This is a genomic window from Methanosarcina mazei S-6 (assembly GCF_000970205.1).
GTDB classification, from domain to species: domain Archaea; phylum Halobacteriota; class Methanosarcinia; order Methanosarcinales; family Methanosarcinaceae; genus Methanosarcina; species Methanosarcina mazei.
In genome coordinates this window covers 3,830,691-3,847,941 of the sequence record NZ_CP009512.1, presented here as the reverse complement: position 1 = coordinate 3,847,941, position 17,251 = coordinate 3,830,691, and the positions used below count along the sequence as shown (strand labels likewise).

General features: G+C 44.7%; 17 protein-coding genes and 1 pseudogene. 8 read left to right on the top strand and 10 right to left on the bottom strand.

All coding sequences use genetic code 11. From position 1 onward, the window contains the following. The first annotated feature begins 391 nt into the window (after positions 1-391). From MSMAS_RS16525 to MSMAS_RS16500, 6 genes are read left to right on the top strand one after another with little or no spacing between them, the layout of a single operon-like run. A complete protein-coding gene (locus tag MSMAS_RS16525; protein ID WP_230625070.1) occupies positions 392-961 on the top strand; it encodes an FmdE family protein in 570 nt (189 codons plus the stop codon). 18 nt (positions 962-979) lie between these two features. Next, positions 980-2,020 carry a 4Fe-4S binding protein gene (locus MSMAS_RS16520; RefSeq protein ID WP_011033511.1) on the top strand — a complete coding sequence of 347 codons (1,041 nt, stop codon included), beginning with the start codon at positions 980-982 and terminating at the stop codon, positions 2,018-2,020. Continuing rightward, positions 2,021-3,775, top strand: coding sequence for a formylmethanofuran dehydrogenase subunit A (locus MSMAS_RS16515; protein ID WP_011033512.1), 1,755 nt, complete (start codon positions 2,021-2,023; stop codon positions 3,773-3,775). It abuts the gene before it with no gap. 4 nt (positions 3,776-3,779) lie between these two features. Next, positions 3,780-4,646 carry a formylmethanofuran dehydrogenase subunit C gene (locus MSMAS_RS16510; protein ID WP_011033513.1) on the top strand — a complete coding sequence of 289 codons (867 nt, stop codon included), beginning with the start codon at positions 3,780-3,782 and terminating at the stop codon, positions 4,644-4,646. 10 nt (positions 4,647-4,656) lie between these two features. Beyond that, positions 4,657-5,046, top strand: a complete 390-nt coding sequence (locus tag MSMAS_RS16505; RefSeq protein ID WP_015411918.1) for a molybdopterin dinucleotide binding domain-containing protein — start codon at positions 4,657-4,659, stop codon at positions 5,044-5,046. Between the two features lie 2 nt (positions 5,047-5,048). After that, positions 5,049-6,350: a formylmethanofuran dehydrogenase subunit B gene (locus MSMAS_RS16500; RefSeq protein ID WP_015411919.1), complete on the top strand. Its 1,302-nt coding sequence runs from the start codon at positions 5,049-5,051 to the stop codon at positions 6,348-6,350. A 303-nt stretch (positions 6,351-6,653) separates the two neighbouring features. Here the strand turns inward: MSMAS_RS16500 and MSMAS_RS16495 are convergent, their stop codons facing one another. Both MSMAS_RS16495 and MSMAS_RS16490 read right to left on the bottom strand, forming a co-directional pair. Beyond that, on the bottom strand, positions 6,654-7,034 hold the full coding sequence (locus MSMAS_RS16495) for a cytochrome b5 domain-containing protein (RefSeq protein ID WP_230626448.1): 381 nt from the start codon (positions 7,032-7,034) through the stop codon (positions 6,654-6,656). 399 nt (positions 7,035-7,433) lie between these two features. Next, a pseudogene (locus MSMAS_RS16490) lies at positions 7,434-7,679 on the bottom strand (Rossmann-like domain-containing protein); the annotation flags it as partial. 223 nt (positions 7,680-7,902) lie between these two features. Here MSMAS_RS16490 and MSMAS_RS16485 point away from each other — a divergent pair. Next, positions 7,903-8,652, top strand: a complete 750-nt coding sequence (locus MSMAS_RS16485; protein WP_011033517.1) for an SIMPL domain-containing protein — start codon at positions 7,903-7,905, stop codon at positions 8,650-8,652. Positions 8,653-8,946: 294 nt separating this feature from the next. On the opposite strand, the gene MSMAS_RS16480 is transcribed toward MSMAS_RS16485, so the two are convergent. Together MSMAS_RS16480 and MSMAS_RS16475 are read right to left on the bottom strand one after the other, a co-directional pair. Next, positions 8,947-9,954, bottom strand: coding sequence for a GNAT family N-acetyltransferase (locus MSMAS_RS16480; protein WP_011033518.1), 1,008 nt, complete (start codon positions 9,952-9,954; stop codon positions 8,947-8,949). 162 nt (positions 9,955-10,116) lie between these two features. After that, the gene (locus MSMAS_RS16475; RefSeq protein WP_048046015.1) at positions 10,117-10,821 is read right to left on the bottom strand and encodes a class I SAM-dependent methyltransferase; all 705 of its coding nucleotides are present in this window, start codon (positions 10,819-10,821) and stop codon (positions 10,117-10,119) included. Positions 10,822-11,463: 642 nt separating this feature from the next. Between MSMAS_RS16475 and MSMAS_RS16470 the strand changes: the two genes are divergently transcribed. Continuing rightward, complete coding sequence (locus MSMAS_RS16470) at positions 11,464-12,453, top strand: hypothetical protein (RefSeq protein ID WP_048046835.1); 990 nt, start codon at positions 11,464-11,466, stop codon at positions 12,451-12,453. A 35-nt stretch (positions 12,454-12,488) separates the two neighbouring features. Here MSMAS_RS16470 and MSMAS_RS19090 read toward each other — a convergent pair whose 3' ends face one another. From MSMAS_RS19090 to modA, 6 genes are all read right to left on the bottom strand, one after another. Continuing rightward, entirely contained in the window at positions 12,489-12,638 is a 150-nt protein-coding gene (locus tag MSMAS_RS19090) for a hypothetical protein (protein WP_015411925.1), read from the bottom strand. Continuing rightward, positions 12,635-13,480, bottom strand: coding sequence for a Rossmann-like domain-containing protein (locus MSMAS_RS16465; protein WP_048046833.1), 846 nt, complete (start codon positions 13,478-13,480; stop codon positions 12,635-12,637). The genes MSMAS_RS19090 and MSMAS_RS16465 overlap by 4 nt, the downstream gene beginning before the upstream one ends. Before the next feature lie 23 nt (positions 13,481-13,503). Continuing rightward, a complete protein-coding gene (locus MSMAS_RS16460) occupies positions 13,504-14,295 on the bottom strand; it encodes a beta/alpha barrel domain-containing protein (RefSeq protein WP_048047033.1) in 792 nt (263 codons plus the stop codon). Positions 14,296-14,466: 171 nt separating this feature from the next. After that, on the bottom strand, positions 14,467-15,528 hold the full coding sequence (locus MSMAS_RS16455; protein ID WP_011033523.1) for an ATP-binding cassette domain-containing protein: 1,062 nt from the start codon (positions 15,526-15,528) through the stop codon (positions 14,467-14,469). Then, positions 15,525-16,331, bottom strand: a complete 807-nt coding sequence (locus tag MSMAS_RS16450) for an ABC transporter permease (protein WP_011033524.1) — start codon at positions 16,329-16,331, stop codon at positions 15,525-15,527. The genes MSMAS_RS16455 and MSMAS_RS16450 overlap by 4 nt, the downstream gene beginning before the upstream one ends. Beyond that, positions 16,319-17,137 (bottom strand): molybdate ABC transporter substrate-binding protein, encoded by an 819-nt coding sequence (modA, locus tag MSMAS_RS16445; protein WP_011033525.1) that lies wholly within the window; start codon positions 17,135-17,137, stop codon positions 16,319-16,321. The genes MSMAS_RS16450 and modA overlap by 13 nt, the downstream gene beginning before the upstream one ends. Between the last annotated feature and the right edge of the window lie 114 nt (positions 17,138-17,251).

The window sequence follows — 17,251 nt, the reverse complement described above, 5'->3', positions numbered from 1 at the left end:
TTTATATATTTTAATCGCAAGAGTCCTGTCTTCCGATTTTATAGATATGTTGAGCTTTACATATCCCGAAGCAGTAGACTTCTGGCTGGTGTTTTTTTATGAGCCTGCCAATCATGAGGAGTTTGGCCCCCGTTGTTTAAACCGTAACCTGAAACTCCTCTGAATTGTACTCCAGATATAAGTTTCTGTCAAAAAGTTATCTATAAATATAGTAGTGTATCCTTCTGCGTTATGTTGGAATTTACATAATTAAATTCCTGAATATCGCCTGTCTTTATTAAACTCACCTGTCTGTATTCAACATCTTTGGCGTTATGTTTATTTAAACATAACGATCAAATCTGCGGCGGTGTACCAATTGCATAAGAATTCCGATCAAGAGAAACACAGCATGGAGACAATCCTGAAGCAGGTGAAAGACCCTGAGCTGCTTTCACAGATTGAAAAGGTCGTCCCTTTTCACGGCTTTCTGACATCAGGGGCATTAATCGGCATCCAGATGCTCAATATTGCAAGGAGGGAGCTTGATGTCCGGGACGGAGAGCGCATATACGTAACCTGTGAAACGAAAAGCTGCGTGCCTGACCCTTTCCAGATCCTTGCCGGAGCTACCATCGGGAACAATGGATTGAAAATCAATAACCTGGGAAAGATGGCTGTAACGGTGAACAAACAGGCACCTGAAGGGATGAAGGGCATAATAGGCATCAGGATTTACCTTGACCCTGAAAAGACAAAGGACTACCCAAAACTTCATGCCTGGTACCTGAACACTGAAAAGCTACACCATGAAGAGGTTGTGCCTGTCCTTCTGGAAGCCGGGGATAATGTTTATTCCTGGAAAACCGTGGATCTGGAAGTCCCGGTCAGGAAGAAAAAGCGGATCCAGTGCTGCAAAAAATGTGGTGAGATGTTCGTTCAACATGATGATGAGCTGCTGTGCGGCGGATGCACAGAATAACGTTGAGAGGTAAATAAAATGCAAAATGAGATGCGATTGTCAGTCTTTTCCGAAAAAAAAGACCGGCAGCTGGTCTATCAGCCTGAAAAATGCATTGGCTGCGGGACCTGTGTACAGGCATGTCCCAAAGGCACCCTTTCCATAGGGGCTGTGGGAGCTGTAGCTAGAGGGTTACTGGATGCGGATTTCCTGGAAATGGCAAAGAGTGAAGACTGCCTTGTCTGCGGGATCTGCGCAAAAGTCTGCCCCACAGGTGCTCTTGAACTGAGACAGGAAGGAAAACCCCTCACAGACATGTCCTATATTTCAAGGGCTATGAGGCCGACATCAGTAAACGAAAGCTGTGTCCACTGTGGTCTCTGTGAAGATATCTGCTCACAGGGCTGTATTGAAGTGACCCGGGAAATTTCTACGGACGGGAAACTGAAGGTTATCGGAAAAACCCATATTGATACGGAATGCTGTGTCCATTGCGGCTGGTGTGCTGCAGTATGCCCTGTAAATGCTATTTCTGTGGAAAAGCCCTTTGAAGGACGCTGGTCCAGGGATGAGAATGTCTGCCAGACCTGCCATACCTGTATTGATGTCTGTCCTGCAAATGCAATTTTCAATAAGAAGGCAAAGTCCGGGGAAAGAGTTGAAAAGATCACCCACCGGCCGGATGCCTGCATTTACTGTGGTGCATGCGCAGTTGCCTGCCCTGTTGATGCCATTGACGTCAGAAAAACTGCAATTCTGCCGGAAATGGAGAAAAAGGGCCCCCTGGAGAAAAAGCTGATTGAAGTCCCTGCCCCCGAAGATGCGCTTCGCACCCAACTTGAAACTGATGATGATGCGTGCCTTGGCTGCGGGAACTGTGTGATTGTCTGCCCTGTAAACGCATTCGACAACCGTGAACTTGCTGCAGGCTACCTGTACGACATGGACGAAAAAGCTATTCTTGGGGTTAAGAACGGAAAAATTTCGGTCGTAAACCAGGAACGCTGCGGAGGAGATGGGACCTGTGCCCTTATCTGCCCTGTTGATGCGATAAGGCTTGTGAAAAAAGAGGTGGAATAAATGGCAGGAACAATTGCAATCAAGAACGGATACGTCTTTGACCCCCTCAACGAAATAAACGGGGAAAAAATGGATATCTTCATCAGGGACGGAAAAGTCGTAAAAGAGCTTTCTGCATCTGAGATGAAAACTTCCAGGGTAATTGACGCCTCCGGAATGACTGTTATGCCAGGAGGTGTTGACTCCCATTCTCACGTTGCCGGTGCAAAGGTTAATGCCGGCAGGTCGATGCGCCCTGAAGACCATTATAAAGCAAACCTTAAGAAAACTCCCCTCACCCATTCCGGTTCAGGCTATACAGTTCCTTCTGTTTACAAACAGGGATATGATTACGCAGCAATGGGTTACACAACTGTTTTTGAAGCTGCAGTTCCTCCTCTTGAAGCCCGCCACACCCATGAAGAGATGCGTGCAACTCCTCTTCTTGACATGGGAGGGTACCTTGTTCTCGGAAACAACTTTTTCCTTATGCGCTACCTCAGGGACGGGGATATGGAAAAGGCGGCTGCTTATGTTGCCTGGATGATGAAGACCCATAAGACCTACGGGATCAAATGCGTCAACCCCGCAGGAGTCGAAAACTGGGCATGGGGTAAAAACGTCAGCACTCTTGACGAAACCAACATCCATTTCGAAATTACTCCCAGAGAAGTCATTAAGGGGCTTACTGAGGTTAACGAGACCCTCGGCATGCCTATGCCAGTCCACCTGCATGCGAACAACCTGGGTCATCCTGGCTGTTATGCAATTACCAAGGATTCCCTCAAAATCCCTGATGGGGTAAAGACAAAACAGAACATGGCTGTGGAGTGGGCAGAAACCAAAATGGACCTTTCAAGGGACCGTTCGGTATACCTTACCCACCTGATGTTCAACAGTTTTGCAGGCACGACCTGGGGGGACTGCGAGTCCGGTGTTAAGGATATTGCAGATTATATCAACAACAAAGATCATGTGGTAATCGACAGCGGATGCACTCCCTTCGGAGAAGCAACAGTTATGACCGGAGACGGGCCTGCCATTCATGACCTTTACACCCTTACAGGAAATAAGTGGTCGAACACTGATGTTGAAATGGAATGCGGCTCAGGTGTCCTTCCCTTTACCTACCTCAAGTCCAACCCTGTGCACAGTTTGCAGTGGGCAATGGGGCTTGAATGTCTCCTGCTTATCAAAGACCCATGGAAAACTATCATGACCACGGACAGCCCGAATGGTGGGCCGTTTACGAAATACCCTGAGGTTATGACCTGGATCATGTCCGAGGCTTTCAGGAAACAGACCTTCAGTGAGTGCCACAAGTGGGCAAACGATAGGAGCGAGCTGGGAGGCATAAACCGTGAGCTTTCTCTCTACGACCTGGCGATTCTGACCAGGGCTAACCCTGCAAAGACAATCGGCATGGCCCACAGAAAAGGCTCTCTTGGTGTGGGTGCGGACGGAGATGTTACAGTCTACAACATAAACCCTCAGCAGCTTGACGCAAACAATTACGAAGCCCTCCTCAGGACCTTCAGGAAGGCGGAATATACTGTGAAGGGCGGCGAAATAGTGGCTGTTAAAGGGGAGATCGTTTCCCTGCCTGAGAAGAGGACTTACTATTCCGAAGTGCATGTTGAAAATGAGCGGGAAAAGGAAATGCTGGTTGACGTGAAGGAGTGGTTCAGGTACTACACTCTTGGTTTTGCCAACTACTCGACTCCAGAGAAATATCTGGCAAACCCGACTCCCATACAGGTTAACAGTGAGAGGTGAAGTGATGACAGAGGGAGTACTTGTTCAGAAAAAAACCAATGCCGGTGAAAGTTCCGGAGAAATGGAAGAAGTAACGCTTATTCCTAAAAAAGCGATTGACATTAAACTGGAAGCAGATATTATAACTCCTGATTCCTTTGCAGGCAAGACCACCGAAGAAATAGGGATGCTGTCTGTCTGGCAGGGTCCTAAAACCTATCCTCTTTCCGATTTCTTTGAAGTGATGGGCAGCGCAGGCAGTTCTGCGGCTGAGACTCTGATACGCATAAAAGGCGACGCAATGAGGGTCAAAAGGATCGGAGAAGGCATGAGTGCAGGAAAAATTGAGATTGAAGGCTCTGCAGGCATGCACGTTGGGACAGGGATGAAAGGAGGAGAGATCACCGTTCACGGAGATGTTGATTCCTGGGCTGGCATGGAAATGCTTGGTGGTCTCCTGCACATTAAAGGCAATGCCGGGGACCATGTGGGCTGTGCTTACAGAGGAAAGTGGCACGGTATGAAAGGTGGACGCATAGTTATTGAAGGCTCGGCAAGGCACCAGCTTGGAGGCGGCATGGATGGCGGAGAAATCCTTGTGGGAGGTAATGTTGAAAGCTTCTGCGGGATCCGCCAGAACGGTGGGCTCATTTTTGTAAAAGGCGGAGCTCTCCGCGGATTGGGTGCTGAAATGGCAGGCGGAACCATAGTTGTAGGGGGCAAAATACAGCGTTTTGCTCCGGGCTTCGAATTTGTTTCTATGGAAAACAAAATAACTTCGGGTGAGCTTGAGCTGATAGGCGAATTCAAAAAATTCACAGGGGACTATGCGATCAGCAAGAGGGCAAAAGGAGCTCTCTATGTGTCTGCAGACACAAACCCGGAGCTCTGAGGTGGGAAACATGGAAGTATTACTTATTTCCGGAAGTACAATTGACGAAGGCAGGCTTGCCAAAGGTGGGGACAAGTTCACGGAAGAGTACACTCTGGAGTGTGCTTCATGCTGGATTTCTCCTGCGGATTTTGTGCCCCTCTGCTCCCCTGATAAAGTAAAAGTAACAAGCAGGGATGGAAAACATTCTATTGTCGTTTATGCGAAATGTACGGACTCTGTTCAGCCCGGGCAGGTTTTCATGCCGAGGGCTATCTGGTCGAATGTTGTCGTTGACCCGGATACCCTTTCTACGGGCTCACCTCTCTATAAGGGAGCTCCCGTATACATTGAGCCGTCAGAAGAAGAGGTCCTCAGCGCCGAAGATGTAGTAATGAAAATTTATGTTGGAGGGCAGTGAGCATGATTTATAAAAACATAGTCTGTCCGGTCTGCGGGGCAGCCTGCGATGATATCCAGGTCGAGTTCGGGGACGGAAAGATTGAGGCAAGAAATGCGTGTAAAATGGGGAACGCCAAGTTCCAGGAAGTTGTAAGTTCTCACAGGCTCAGGCAGCCCCTTATAAAAGTTAACGGAAGGCTGACCGCGGCAGCCTGGGACGAAGCCCTTGAAAGGGCCGCAGATATCCTTGTTTCTGCAAAGCGCCCTCTCCTTTTTATGGGAAGCGAAACTTCCTGCGAAGCGCATGAAGTCGGGCTCAAGATCGGAGAATATCTTGGTGCCCTTGTTGACTCAAACGCCACCATTTGCCACGGGCCAACTGCGATGGGAATCCAGGAATCCGGAAAAGTTGGTGCAACCGAAGGGCAGAAGAAAAACAGAGGCGATCTCATTGTCTACTGGGGAACCAACCCTCTTGAGTCCATGCCGCGTCAGATGTCGAGGTACGGAGTTTTCCCAAGAGGTTACTGGACCAAACGAGGGCGTTTTGACAGGACAGTTATCACCGTGGACCCGAGAAAAACCCCGACCACTGAAGCTTCCGACCTGCACGTGCAGCTCAAGCCCGGCTCGGACTATGAACTGATAAGTGCTCTCCTCACTTTGCTGCATGGAAAAACTCCTCATCCGTCTGTGGAAGAGATCACAGGAGTACCTATCCCGGTCATGGAAGAGATGCTTGACATGATGAAGAACTGCAACTTCGGTGCCATTTCAGTTGGGCTCGGGCTCTCCTCATCCATTGGAAAGCACAGGAACGCCGAAATTGCCATGAACCTTGTGAAGGAGCTGAACAATTATGCCAAGTTCACTCTCGGAGCTCTTCGAGGTCACTGCAATGTAGCAGGTTTTAACCAGGTCGCTTCCTACATGTACGGCTACCCCTTCGGGCTGGACTTCATGCGCGGGCACCCGCGTTACAACCCCGGAGAATATACAACCGTGGACGTGCTGAGGGAAAAAGATGTGGATGCAGCCTTTGTAATGTGCGCCGACCTTGTCTGTCACATCCCTGCGGACTGTGCTTCCTATCTTGCTGAAATCCCAATGGTCTGCCTGGACATTGCTCCCTGCCCGAGCACGGCTGCTTCGGATGTTGTGCTCCCTGGAGTCATTGACGCCATGGAATGTGACGGGACCTTTTACAGGCTCGACGATGTGGCAGTGCACTTCGAGCCCTTCACAAGCTCGCCCTTCGAGTTTACGAAGAGCAATGAGGATACCCTGAAGCAGCTCTTTGAGAAGATAAAGGCAAGGAAGTAAATCTTCACAATTTTCTTCTTGTATAAAAGTATAAATAAGGTTAGAGGAAGAAGGGCATTTTGCCCTTCCAATTCTCTGATAATTGTGAGAAATGGTCACTATTCTGTAGAACTTATACTAATAGGACTTACGCGGTTGAACTGAAAAACAACGGCTCTAAACCTTTAACTGTCTAAACCCTTAATTTAACAGCACGGTCTATTGACTATGATTTTGAACCTCAAGTGCGTAAGTCCTAACTAAACATTTATATGTTGAGTTTATCCAAAATCAGTTCTGTTAAGCTTAAGTTGTAGAGTCATGTCATTCTCTCAGAGTCCCAACTACAGGGTAATCCTTAAGTTCTTCAGGTCCATGTGGTGCGTCGTCCATTTCTTCGGTTAGATTCTTCCCGGCATTGTGAGTGCCCTTATGGGTGCCATTTTCCCATAGATCGCTATTCGAGACATCATAGACTTGGCCTTGATAGGCAACGTATGTCTTCCCGTTTCTGCCGTCGTACTCCGCAAGTTCTTCAAGTGTATACTCTTTCATCTCCGTCACAGTTTGGATTTCAGTTTCCTCTTCTCCAGTTGGAGTAACCGCTTCAGCTGGAGTTACAGTCTGTTCTGGAGCTCTTGTTTCGTTTGGAGCTCTTTCTTCTTCACCAGCGCATCCTATTGCAAGGAATACGCCGAACAACACTATCAATATAATTAATGCTTTTTTCATTATTTTTCCCCCAATATAAGTTGCGTTCTAATTAATATTTTAAATTATAATTAAATTCCTGCTAGCTGATGAACATAGTTCTTCTTGTAACCTATCTTATGATGGCGTGATTTTTCTGAGAATAGGAGATCTTCAGTTAACTCAATGAACTTCTCTATCCGCTGGTTTCTTCTTCTCCTAAGTTACGAAAGAAAAGCTTCTAGAATCCTGACCGCAGAAATGCTTGCAAAATTTGCCAATGCCCTGAAGTTAGGTGTGGAGGATTTATGCGTAGTTAATGTGAAAATGAGTAAAGTAGTAATATTCTGAATAAAAGCTAAATTAGATCAAGGTGCTAGTTTTTGAAAACCACAAACTTAGTGAATCTTAAACCTAGACAAACAAAGCAAATATGTCCTTTTTGTCAGAATTGATCAATAACTCATGGATACTACTTGTTTTTTTTCTGAACGCAACTTTCTTCCCACAGTACTGATGCAGCTTTTTCGTTACTTCCGCTTCACTGATTACCGTAAGCATTGTCAAGAGGTCAATAATCCATGTCCTCCTCACTGCAGTAACTCCTCTCTCGAAAAACGGGGCAGGATAGAGAGGAGTACTCGGTCCGAGTAGAACAACTTCCCTTGATTCGTCCTTTCCACAAAGACTCCTTTCATCATCTTTCGACCCTTTCTCCTCCCATTACTTTACGTATATTTTTCCTTCAATATCATGCGGCTATTATAACTGCGACCGCAATTGAAGTTTAAGCAATTCTTTAATATGTGCGTGTACATCTATGACTTGCTATAATTGACCGAACCGCCAGCAAATAAAGTACTGAGCAAGGAGTATGTGAAAAATGCCACAGGAAAATAAAAACGATAAATCTTATTATGTTATCATTGCGCTGTCAGTTGTTCTGGTGCTGATGGCAGCAACGATATATGCCATTTCACAGAATGAGCCTGAAAAGGATGCGGAAAATACTATTTCCATGAGCGGGTATGCTGAACAGAAGGTTGTCCCTGACACGGCAACAATGAGAATAGGTGTTGTGATCCAGGCTGCTACTGCGAAGGAAGCATCCGACGAAAATGCAGCCATTATGAGCAATATAGTATCAGAGCTCAAAGCAATTGGATTGCAGGACAGGGAAATACAGACCTCCTATGTGTCCGTATACCCTATATACAGCTATGATACGACACAAAAAATTACAGGTTACGCAGCATCCAATAGCGTGCAGATCACAACCACAAATCTCGACAACCTGAGTCAGATTATTGACAGGTCCACAGCTGCCGGAGCTAATGAGATTGGAAGCATTTCATTCTCAGTATCCGATGATATGCAAAAGCAGCTTCGTGAGGACCTGATGAATGAGGCAATCAATGACGCATCATCAAAAGCCGATACGCTTGCTAAGAGCCTGGGTGTTGAGATTACTGGTGTGAAGACTTCATCTATAAGTGAAAGCAACGGGCCCAGAGTATATTATGAATACGATATGGCAGTAGAAGAAAAGGCTTCCGGAGCAGTTTCCACTCCTATTGAGCCAGGCGAATCTACTGTCTCGATGTCAGTACAGGTCACGTACTACATTAAATAAGAAATCTGTAAATAAGAAATCCGGACCAGGGAGTCTGACCGCTTAAATGTACAGGTGACCGGGAGTTGCAGATGACGGATGTTGTTTGCGATTTCTCAGGTCAATGTAACTTTTATGCATCATTCCCTGATTTATGCCCATACTTTTCTTAGCATGAAAGTATCTGGAAGTACTTTCATTTTTTGAGTCTGTTCTTCGAAGAAATTCATGTGCGTTTTTTGTGCCTGTTCTTCGAAGAATTTTATGTTTCTTTTTTGTTCCCTATTTTTCTATCCAGGGGAATGCAGTTTTCTATCAATAGGTTTCCTTATGAGTGGTTCTGTATAAGGTTTTCGCGGCTGAGTATTTTTTGCTCTCCAGGGTCACACTATAATACGGAATCAGCTCAGGAGAAAAGCCCATAATAAAATCCACAAATACAGGAATATTTGCTGCCATTACGTTCATGTATTCGAAGTTCCGGGATCTCAGGTCAAGAAATTCATTATAATACAGAAGAGCATTGGGGCCCAAACGATCAAAATCAGGGTTCAGGGCTGAGGTCCAGATTACAGCGCATTTTTTTCCGTACAGGTTTATGTGAGCTGCAACAGCTTCGCCCTCAGGAGTCTCGGAGACAAACATGTATCCGGCGCTTTTTTTCTGAATCAGCTTAAATACTCTATCATAGAACCCTCCAGGCAAAGGAGGCTCTAAATTCTTCTTTTCATAAGCCAGTGAAAGCAGGCGATAATATGTTTCAGGGTCATTGGATACCCGGGTTTTAAGTCCTGCCCCGGTTGCAGTTTTAAGTTCTATCTGCCTTTCCCCTGAAAGGTTTTCGTCTATGTTTTCTTTCAGACTCAGGTAATGGGTGTAATGTACGGCAGAATCCCATCCGTTCCACGTAAACGGTCTTATATCCTCAAAGCCCGGAGCGAATGTAAGGTGAATGCTGTCAAATCCCTGCTTGCAGAAAAATTCCCTGAGAGGATTGAGGATTTCATGGGTTTCCTGTATCCGTTTATTTGCTCTGGAGCTGGCACTTTCTTTTAGAAGGGGACCGCTGTAGCTGGTCATTTTACAGGTTGAACTTGCTACTTTCAACACTCCTTTTATATTTTTTACAAAAAGAGGGCAGCCTCCCACAAGTTCGCCGTTTCTGAAACAGCCGTAGATTCTAAGGTCTTTTGATAGGATATCCCTGCAAATTTCAAGCCATTCACTTGTATGAAAGAGTGTACCGGGTTGAGCTTTTTCTACAAGCAAATCCCATTCTTTGTATTCGGATGGCAGTAATTCTCTAACTTCAATTCCGTCCATTTTAAGCCCCGTAAAAATAGATAATTATTCTTATGTATGATGAACTACTCGGTTCCAAAATCTGTTAGTGAAATGAATGTTATCCATCAAGAAAAAATAAAATGAGTTTTTATGTTCATCTGCTAAAAACAGGCTTGATTCAGTCTCCACTTTAAAGGCTGTTTAACTCCTGAATATTATTGCATGATATTTGTATTCATAGTACATTGATTGTACACAAATCATTTCAAAACCATTTTTATTTGCAATTTTTTTAATTTTACCGGGATAATGTGAATACCCCAAAATGTCTCTCGGGCGCCTTTTTAAGCTTGATGATATTGTATTTCTAACCCCGCAAATTGCTTTGCTTATTATTTTCTTACAGCTATTATCCTGTGAAAAAAGCCCTATTTTCCACAGAGGGTATAATCGGGGGTCCAGCATGTCAAACAATACTATTTTCCCATCTTTATTAAGATATGTTGATGCATTAAAAATAAAATCATCAATTTCCTGATATGTGAGATATTGAAACACTCCGGCTGCAGTTATTCGATCAAGGGGAGAGTCCAGCCTGTCCCATACGGTTTTGTCGTCCGCCAGAATTAAAATTGTATTTTTACAATTTCTTTCCCTTATTCTTTTGCCTGCTTCCTCAAGCATGGACGGAGAAAAATCAACTCCTATTGTTTTTTCATATTCCGGTGCGTAGTAGACCAGGAGTTCTCCAGCTCCGCACCCAAAGTCAAGAATAGTTTTTCCGCCATTGAGATGGAATAATTTTTCTCTCGCTTCCATAGAAAGAAATTCTTCAGCTGAAGACCTGTGACCCCCACTTCTTTTATCTGCAAAAAACTCTTCCCATACATTTTTTGGTCTTAACACATTTTTTTCATACCCCTCTGAAATGTTTTGTTCGTATCCTCCTGATCTGTTTTTTTCATAAATCCCAGACACTTTTTTTTCATGCCCCATAGCCATGCCTCTCATACCCCCAAGTATTGCTTTTTCTATACCTCTATTATGAACTCTAAAATCAGCCAGTTTGCTATTGTCAGTTCTCTCGGTTATTTTCCCCAAAATAACTCAAAACTGTGAAAAGATACTGAAGAGTTCTATTTTTATGTCTATATATAAATTTCTATGGCTGCTGAAGCTTCTTCAAATCTGTTTTTTGATTCTCAATACTTCCCGTTAATCTCCTCATTCCCGTTCATAAATATGAATGGCCTGCCAATTTATTCTGAATTTGAATCCATATGTTTTCAAAAAAAGTTGTTTAACCTTCGAATCATAGTTTCTCGTCTTAATCTAACAAGTATATAATTAGAAAATTTAAAAAGTATTTTATGATATGTCAATGTTTTATTTAATAAAATTGTGCAGCTGAGCTCTGAAGCCGGTGGAGCAAAAAGATAAGGAATTTAATCATACTGTATTTCACTAATGCGCAGATGCTTGATTTTGAGCTCAGTTTAATACAATAATAAGACTGGAGTTCTAAACTAACTGTTAAGGTCTGATTAAATGATCAAAAGAAGGAATACTGGCAAATGGTTAATGCTTATAATTTCTGCTTTTATTTTATTATGCAGTTTCGCAGGTGCAGATGACAGTGAATTTAACGATTCCGAATCAGATGAGCCCCCAGATTCTATAAAGAAATTTGCAAATAACCCCTTGTTCATAGCATACAGGGGAACTATACCAGAAACTGTCAATCAGGAGTGGAAAAATTCAATTACAGATTGCTGGCTAAATCTTAACAAAATAGGGCCTTCATATTCCGAATTTGACCGCTCTATATCAGGCGTTGCTGCCAGTGATGTAATTATAGTGGAATTGGGATCTGCCTATAAAGGAGAAGTAGATGACTCAAGAATTGACGCGATGTATCTGAAAATTGAGGAATATTGCGAAGAGCAGGAGGGAATAAGTGATATCCCTGTGATTTTTATGTGGGCACAGGACGAGGAGGATCTCCCGCTACCTGACTACGGCCCTCAGATTTTCGAGGAAGTTAAAAATGATCCTGGGTTCATAGCCACGAGGGGAACAATGCCTGTAATTACAGATTCCAGTGGAAAAGTGGAGTGGGAAGAGAAAGCAGGGGATTGTATTCATAGTTTCAGAACTGAACTTCGGCCCTACATGAAGTCATCTGGTGGATCATTGACTGGTTATGGCTATAATTATAGGGGATATATATTCGTAGGACTTGATCCAGAATCTCCAGAAAGTGTTAATGATTCTATAATTGATGAAATTTATCTAATAATCGAGGAACACTGTAAACAGGAAGGTATAAGTGAGGTACCAGTAGTGTTCGAGTGGATGGGAGTGCCAGTTGAAGACATAGCAGTAGTTGATGGACCATATGTGGATGAAGCTGATAACACCAACTTCTCAGGCAATGAAGAGGAGATTGCTGGTAACGAAACAACCAATCAAATACCTGGCTTTACTTCGGTAATGTTCATTTTGGGACTTTTATCATTGCTAATAATCAAGCGTTAATAACATTCTTTTTTAAGCTCTTTTTGCCAGTTTCTTTAAATTTTTCTGGCTTTCTTCCCCTTTTTTTCAACATAGTTATTTTTCTTCTCGTTTTCTTCTTCTAAAGGGTACCTTCTCCCCAGATAATTCAGCTTTTTCGGCAGAGTTACGTCTCTGCAGTTTACTGTCCTTTTTGTTTCGCTCAAGAGGACTTATTTCTGTCTTCATTTTTATTCTGGAACGCTACCTTTTCCCCACAGAACTGGTGCAGTTTTTTCGTCCCTCCCGCCTCGCTAATCACCGTAAGCATTTTCAGGGGGTCAATAATCCGGGTTCCCATTATTGCAGTAATACCTCTACTGAAGAACGGGGCAGGGTAGAGAGGCGCGCTTGGTCCTAGCAGGACAACTTCTCTTGCTGCACCCCGGGAGGAAAGGAGCTCATCAAAAGTCCTGTTGGCGAGAGTACTTGCACTGATGATGATCACATCCGATGCTGGGAGAATTTCTCTGGCTTTTTCCGAAGGCAGTATCGTGGTTTCAGAAAATTCGATTTCACGCTTCTCAAGGATCGTAAGTTTCTCGGTTATTTTCAGGATTCTCGGGACAAGAGGAGCAAAATAGCCTACCATTACAACCCTATCTTCAGGTTTTATAAGGTCAAGAATGTCTATTTTTGAAACAGAAAATTTTTTGGGTTCCAGATCATGGAGCATATGAGAAAGCGCATTTGCGGTTGCAACTCCGATTGCTGCCTCAAACGGGTTTCTCGACAGGGCAAACTCGAGCACTTTATCCGCAGAGCTTCCTTTCAGAAAGCCCGCAAAACCGAGGGCAGGACAGCCCGAAAACTCATAAAGTGGTGTGCAGGCAACGCCCCCGTAGTTTTCGGAAAGCAGGACTCCAGTATAAGCAAGCCCGATCCTGACATCCTTTACTTCGATTTCTTCAAGAGCAGGACCAAGGTCTTTTTTTAGCGCGGTTACGAGGGCAGGCAGGGTTCCGTTTTCTTCTTTTTCGGTTTCCTGTATGTTTTTGATTTCTGGCATGCGTTCACCTTTTATTTATCAGCTTACAGCCTTTCGATCTTCGTTGTAAAGTCAAGAGGATTTGCGTAATAGGGAGCACTTATGACAATAATCTCAACAAAGGGAGCGTATTCGAGGATTCTTTTTGCCTCGATTCCTCCCACTGCAAGCTCGAGTTCAGGGTTAAGTTCCTTGAGTTCTGGTCCGAGTTCCCTCAGTTCTTCCGGGGAAAGATGATCAAGGAGCATTATGTCCGACATTTCAGCATATTTGAATGCTTCTTCTCTCGATCTGGGCTCGATTTCTATCTTTTTCATAGCCCTGAGCTTTCCCAGTTCCCCTGCAACTTCCAGGTGGTTCTGGCTTATCTGAATGGAGTCGCTGAGGGAATTCCTGTGGATATCTCCTCCGCCTGCCCGGACTGCTTTAAGCTCAAATATCCGGGCCCCTGGGTGCGTCTTCCGGCTCGTTGCAATAATAATATCAGGATTAGTTCTTCGGGCCTCACTGACCATAGAGGCTGTTTTCGTGGCAATGGCGCACATCATGGTCAGAAATGTCTGGGAAACTCTCCAGAATCTGAATATAAGTTTGATGTCTCCTTCTGCTTCGAAAATTGCATCTCCGGGCTTGAAATTTTCCCCGTCCCTGAAGTAATTCAGGACTTTCAGCCCTTTTTTCTCATAATATCCTGCAAGGTCGCCGGCACAGGCAGAGGTCCCGTTCTCCCTCGAAACAATCCTCATTTTCCCCCTGCCCACAAGCCTGAGCAGTTCTGCGCTTTCATCCTGATAGGGGCAGTCTTCGTAAAAGTAGAGATCAAAAAGGTCTATCATGTTTTGCCTCGAAAATTCCTTACTTTTTGTTTCTATTTTTGATGTTTTTCTGATATTTTCTTTACTGCGGATCTTTAACATTTTCTTTTATTACGAGCTTTTCACATCTTTTTCTCTGTTTCCTGTCATTATTCTCCTTACTTATTCCCCTTACTTATTCACCTTACTTATTCACCTTATTATCCTGGCATTTGAAGCCTTGAACACAGCATAGATTTCTCTTCCCGGTTCGAGCCCAAGCATTTCACAGGATGTCGGCGTGATCACAGCTTTAATCTCAGCATTTCCGATCTCCACCTCGACCACGACAAGGTGTTCTTTTTTGAAAACTCCTGAAACCCTTCCCTGCACTGTGTTCCGCGCCGAGCTTTCTAAAGCTTCTCTGGCAAGGATAATTTCTTCAGGGCGGATAGAGACTGTAACACCTTCCCCGGGCTCGGCTGGATCTGAGGAATATATTTTCATGCCTTCGGCTTCGACCACTGTAAGTTTTCCTTCAAGAGCCTTTACACAACCTTTCAGCACATTGGTGCCCAGAAACTCGGCCACGAAGTCTGGAGAAGGTCTCTTAAATACTGATTCAGGGTCTCCTGCCTGCATAACCTCACCTTTTCTTATTACGACCACGCGGTTTGCGAGAGCCCAGACGTCTTCAAAGTCATGGGTCACGTGCAGGACAGTGGTGCTGTATTCACTTATCGCCTTTTTCAGCATCTCCCTGAGTTTTTCTTTTGTCCTTGCATCAAGGGCGCTGAATGGCTCGTCAAGAAGAAGCAGTTTTGGCCTGACCACAAGGCTCCTTGCAATGGCTGCTCTCTGCTTCTCTCCTCCGCTCAGGGTAGCCGGCTTTCTGTGAAGGAGCTCACCTATTCCCAGGACTCCGGCGATCTGCTTTACTTCCGCTTCGATCTGCTTTTTGTCTCTGAGCTTTTTTCGGAGGGCATATGCTATGTTTTCAAAAATATCCATGTGGGGAAAAAGCACATGGTCCTGGTACACTATGCTTATCTGCCTCATGTCAGGAGGAAAGTTGGTGATATCTTTTCCTTCCAGGATAATTCTCCCTTTTTCGGGCCCGTAAAATCCTATTATGGTTTCAAGAAGCAGGGATTTCCCGCTACCGGTAGGGCCTATCAGAGCCAGGTAATCGCCTTTCTCAGCCTTGAGCCCTATCCCGCTGAGTTCGAAATCTCCTACATCAAGGCAGAGGTCCCTTACCTCAAGAAAGCTCACATCCTGCCTCCTTCAAACTTCTCAAAGCTGAGGATTGCGAGAAAGGCTATTCCCATTAACAAAATCCCGCTTGTAATCGCCATTTCCAGGTTTCCGTAGGAAATGTTCAGGTAAAGAGTAACGGGCAGGACTTCGGTATGCATATATGATCCTCCTGCAAGCACCAGCACGGCTCCGAAAGCTCCTATACATCGGGCAAAGGTAATTACTCCCGAGGCAAATAGCCCGCTTCTTGCCATGGGAAGGGTAACGTGTCGGAATGTCTCGAATTCCCCGTACCCGAAGCTCCTCGAGACCTGTTCGTATCTCGGGTTGATATCTTCAAAAGTGGAGTAGATGACCCTTACAGCATAGGGAAAAGCGACAAAAAATTGTGCAATTATTATCCCGAGCTTGCTGAAAGTAACCTTTATCCCCAGAGCTTCAAGGTAAGGTCCAAGGAATCCCTGCCCGAAAAGGAGCAGGAGCGCAAGTCCCATTACCAGTTCAGGAAATGCCATAGGAAGCCCGAGTACGGTTTTTATTACGCTTTTTCCGGGAAAGGAAAAACGGGAAAGTGCGTAGGCTGTGGGAATTGAACAGCACATAACGGAAATTGTTGAGGCTGAAGAGGTCAGCATGGAAAGCTTCATGGAATAAAGCATTTCTTCAGAAAGCAGGGATGAAAGAAGATCTGAAGGTTTGAGCACAAAGAGCAGGGTCCCTATGGTCATAAAGAGCAAAAAAGTGAAGGTACAGGCAATACCCACGGTGAAGGTCCTGAACCAGGAGTGGTTCACGCTCCGGGATTTTAAGCATCGCATGGCTCAAAGCCCCATTTTTTCCAGGTTTCTTTTGCTTCTTTGCCCGCAATATAAGTGTTAAATGCCTCTGCCAGTTCACGGTCTTCGGTATATATGGAAACTGCTGTGGGGATGGTCTTTATTTTGTTCTGTTCTTCGGGGATAGAAACAATTTCCAGCTTTCCGCTGGCTTCTCCCCAGCTTGTCATATCTTCCCATATAATTGCCGCATCAACTTCACCGGATGCAATGTAGATGAGGAGCTGATTTACAGTAGCCGTTTTGACAATTATGTTCTTTTCGACTGCAGAAAGGATTCCTGCCTGTGTGCAGATGACTTCCGATACCTTGCCTATTGCAGGCCCATTAGGGTCTCCTAGAGCCAGTTTTACCCCTGGTCCTGCCAGGTCTTCAAGTCTGCTTATGTTTGCAGGATTTCCCGCAGGAACTGCGATAACCGGGATGTGCAGGGTCAGGTTTTCCACGCTTTCATTGAAAACATAGTTCCTGTCCATAGCCTGTTCAGTATAGTAGTAGTCTCCCGGGATGAAGATGTCACATTCCTTTGAGGTCAGAAATCCGAAGATTTCTGCACTTCCCCCGTAGCGGACCTCAATATCTGCTCCGGTTTCTTTCTCAAAATTCTCAATCAATTCGTTCATTGGCTTTATCAACCCGGCTCCAGCGCAAACCGTGACCTGCCTTCCTTCAAATGCTTTTTCCGGATTTTCAGATACAGGTGTAGAAGCCCCTTTTTCAGCGCAACCTGAGCCTGCCAGAGACAATGCCAGTACTATGATAATTATGAATGCACAGACTTTTTTCACTCAAAGACCTCTTCAGATGGAATTTCAATGATATGTCTGAACATACATAACGGTTAATAAAGTTTTTTGTAAAAACATTATATATAAATATTATTATCCAGTAGTATAAGACTC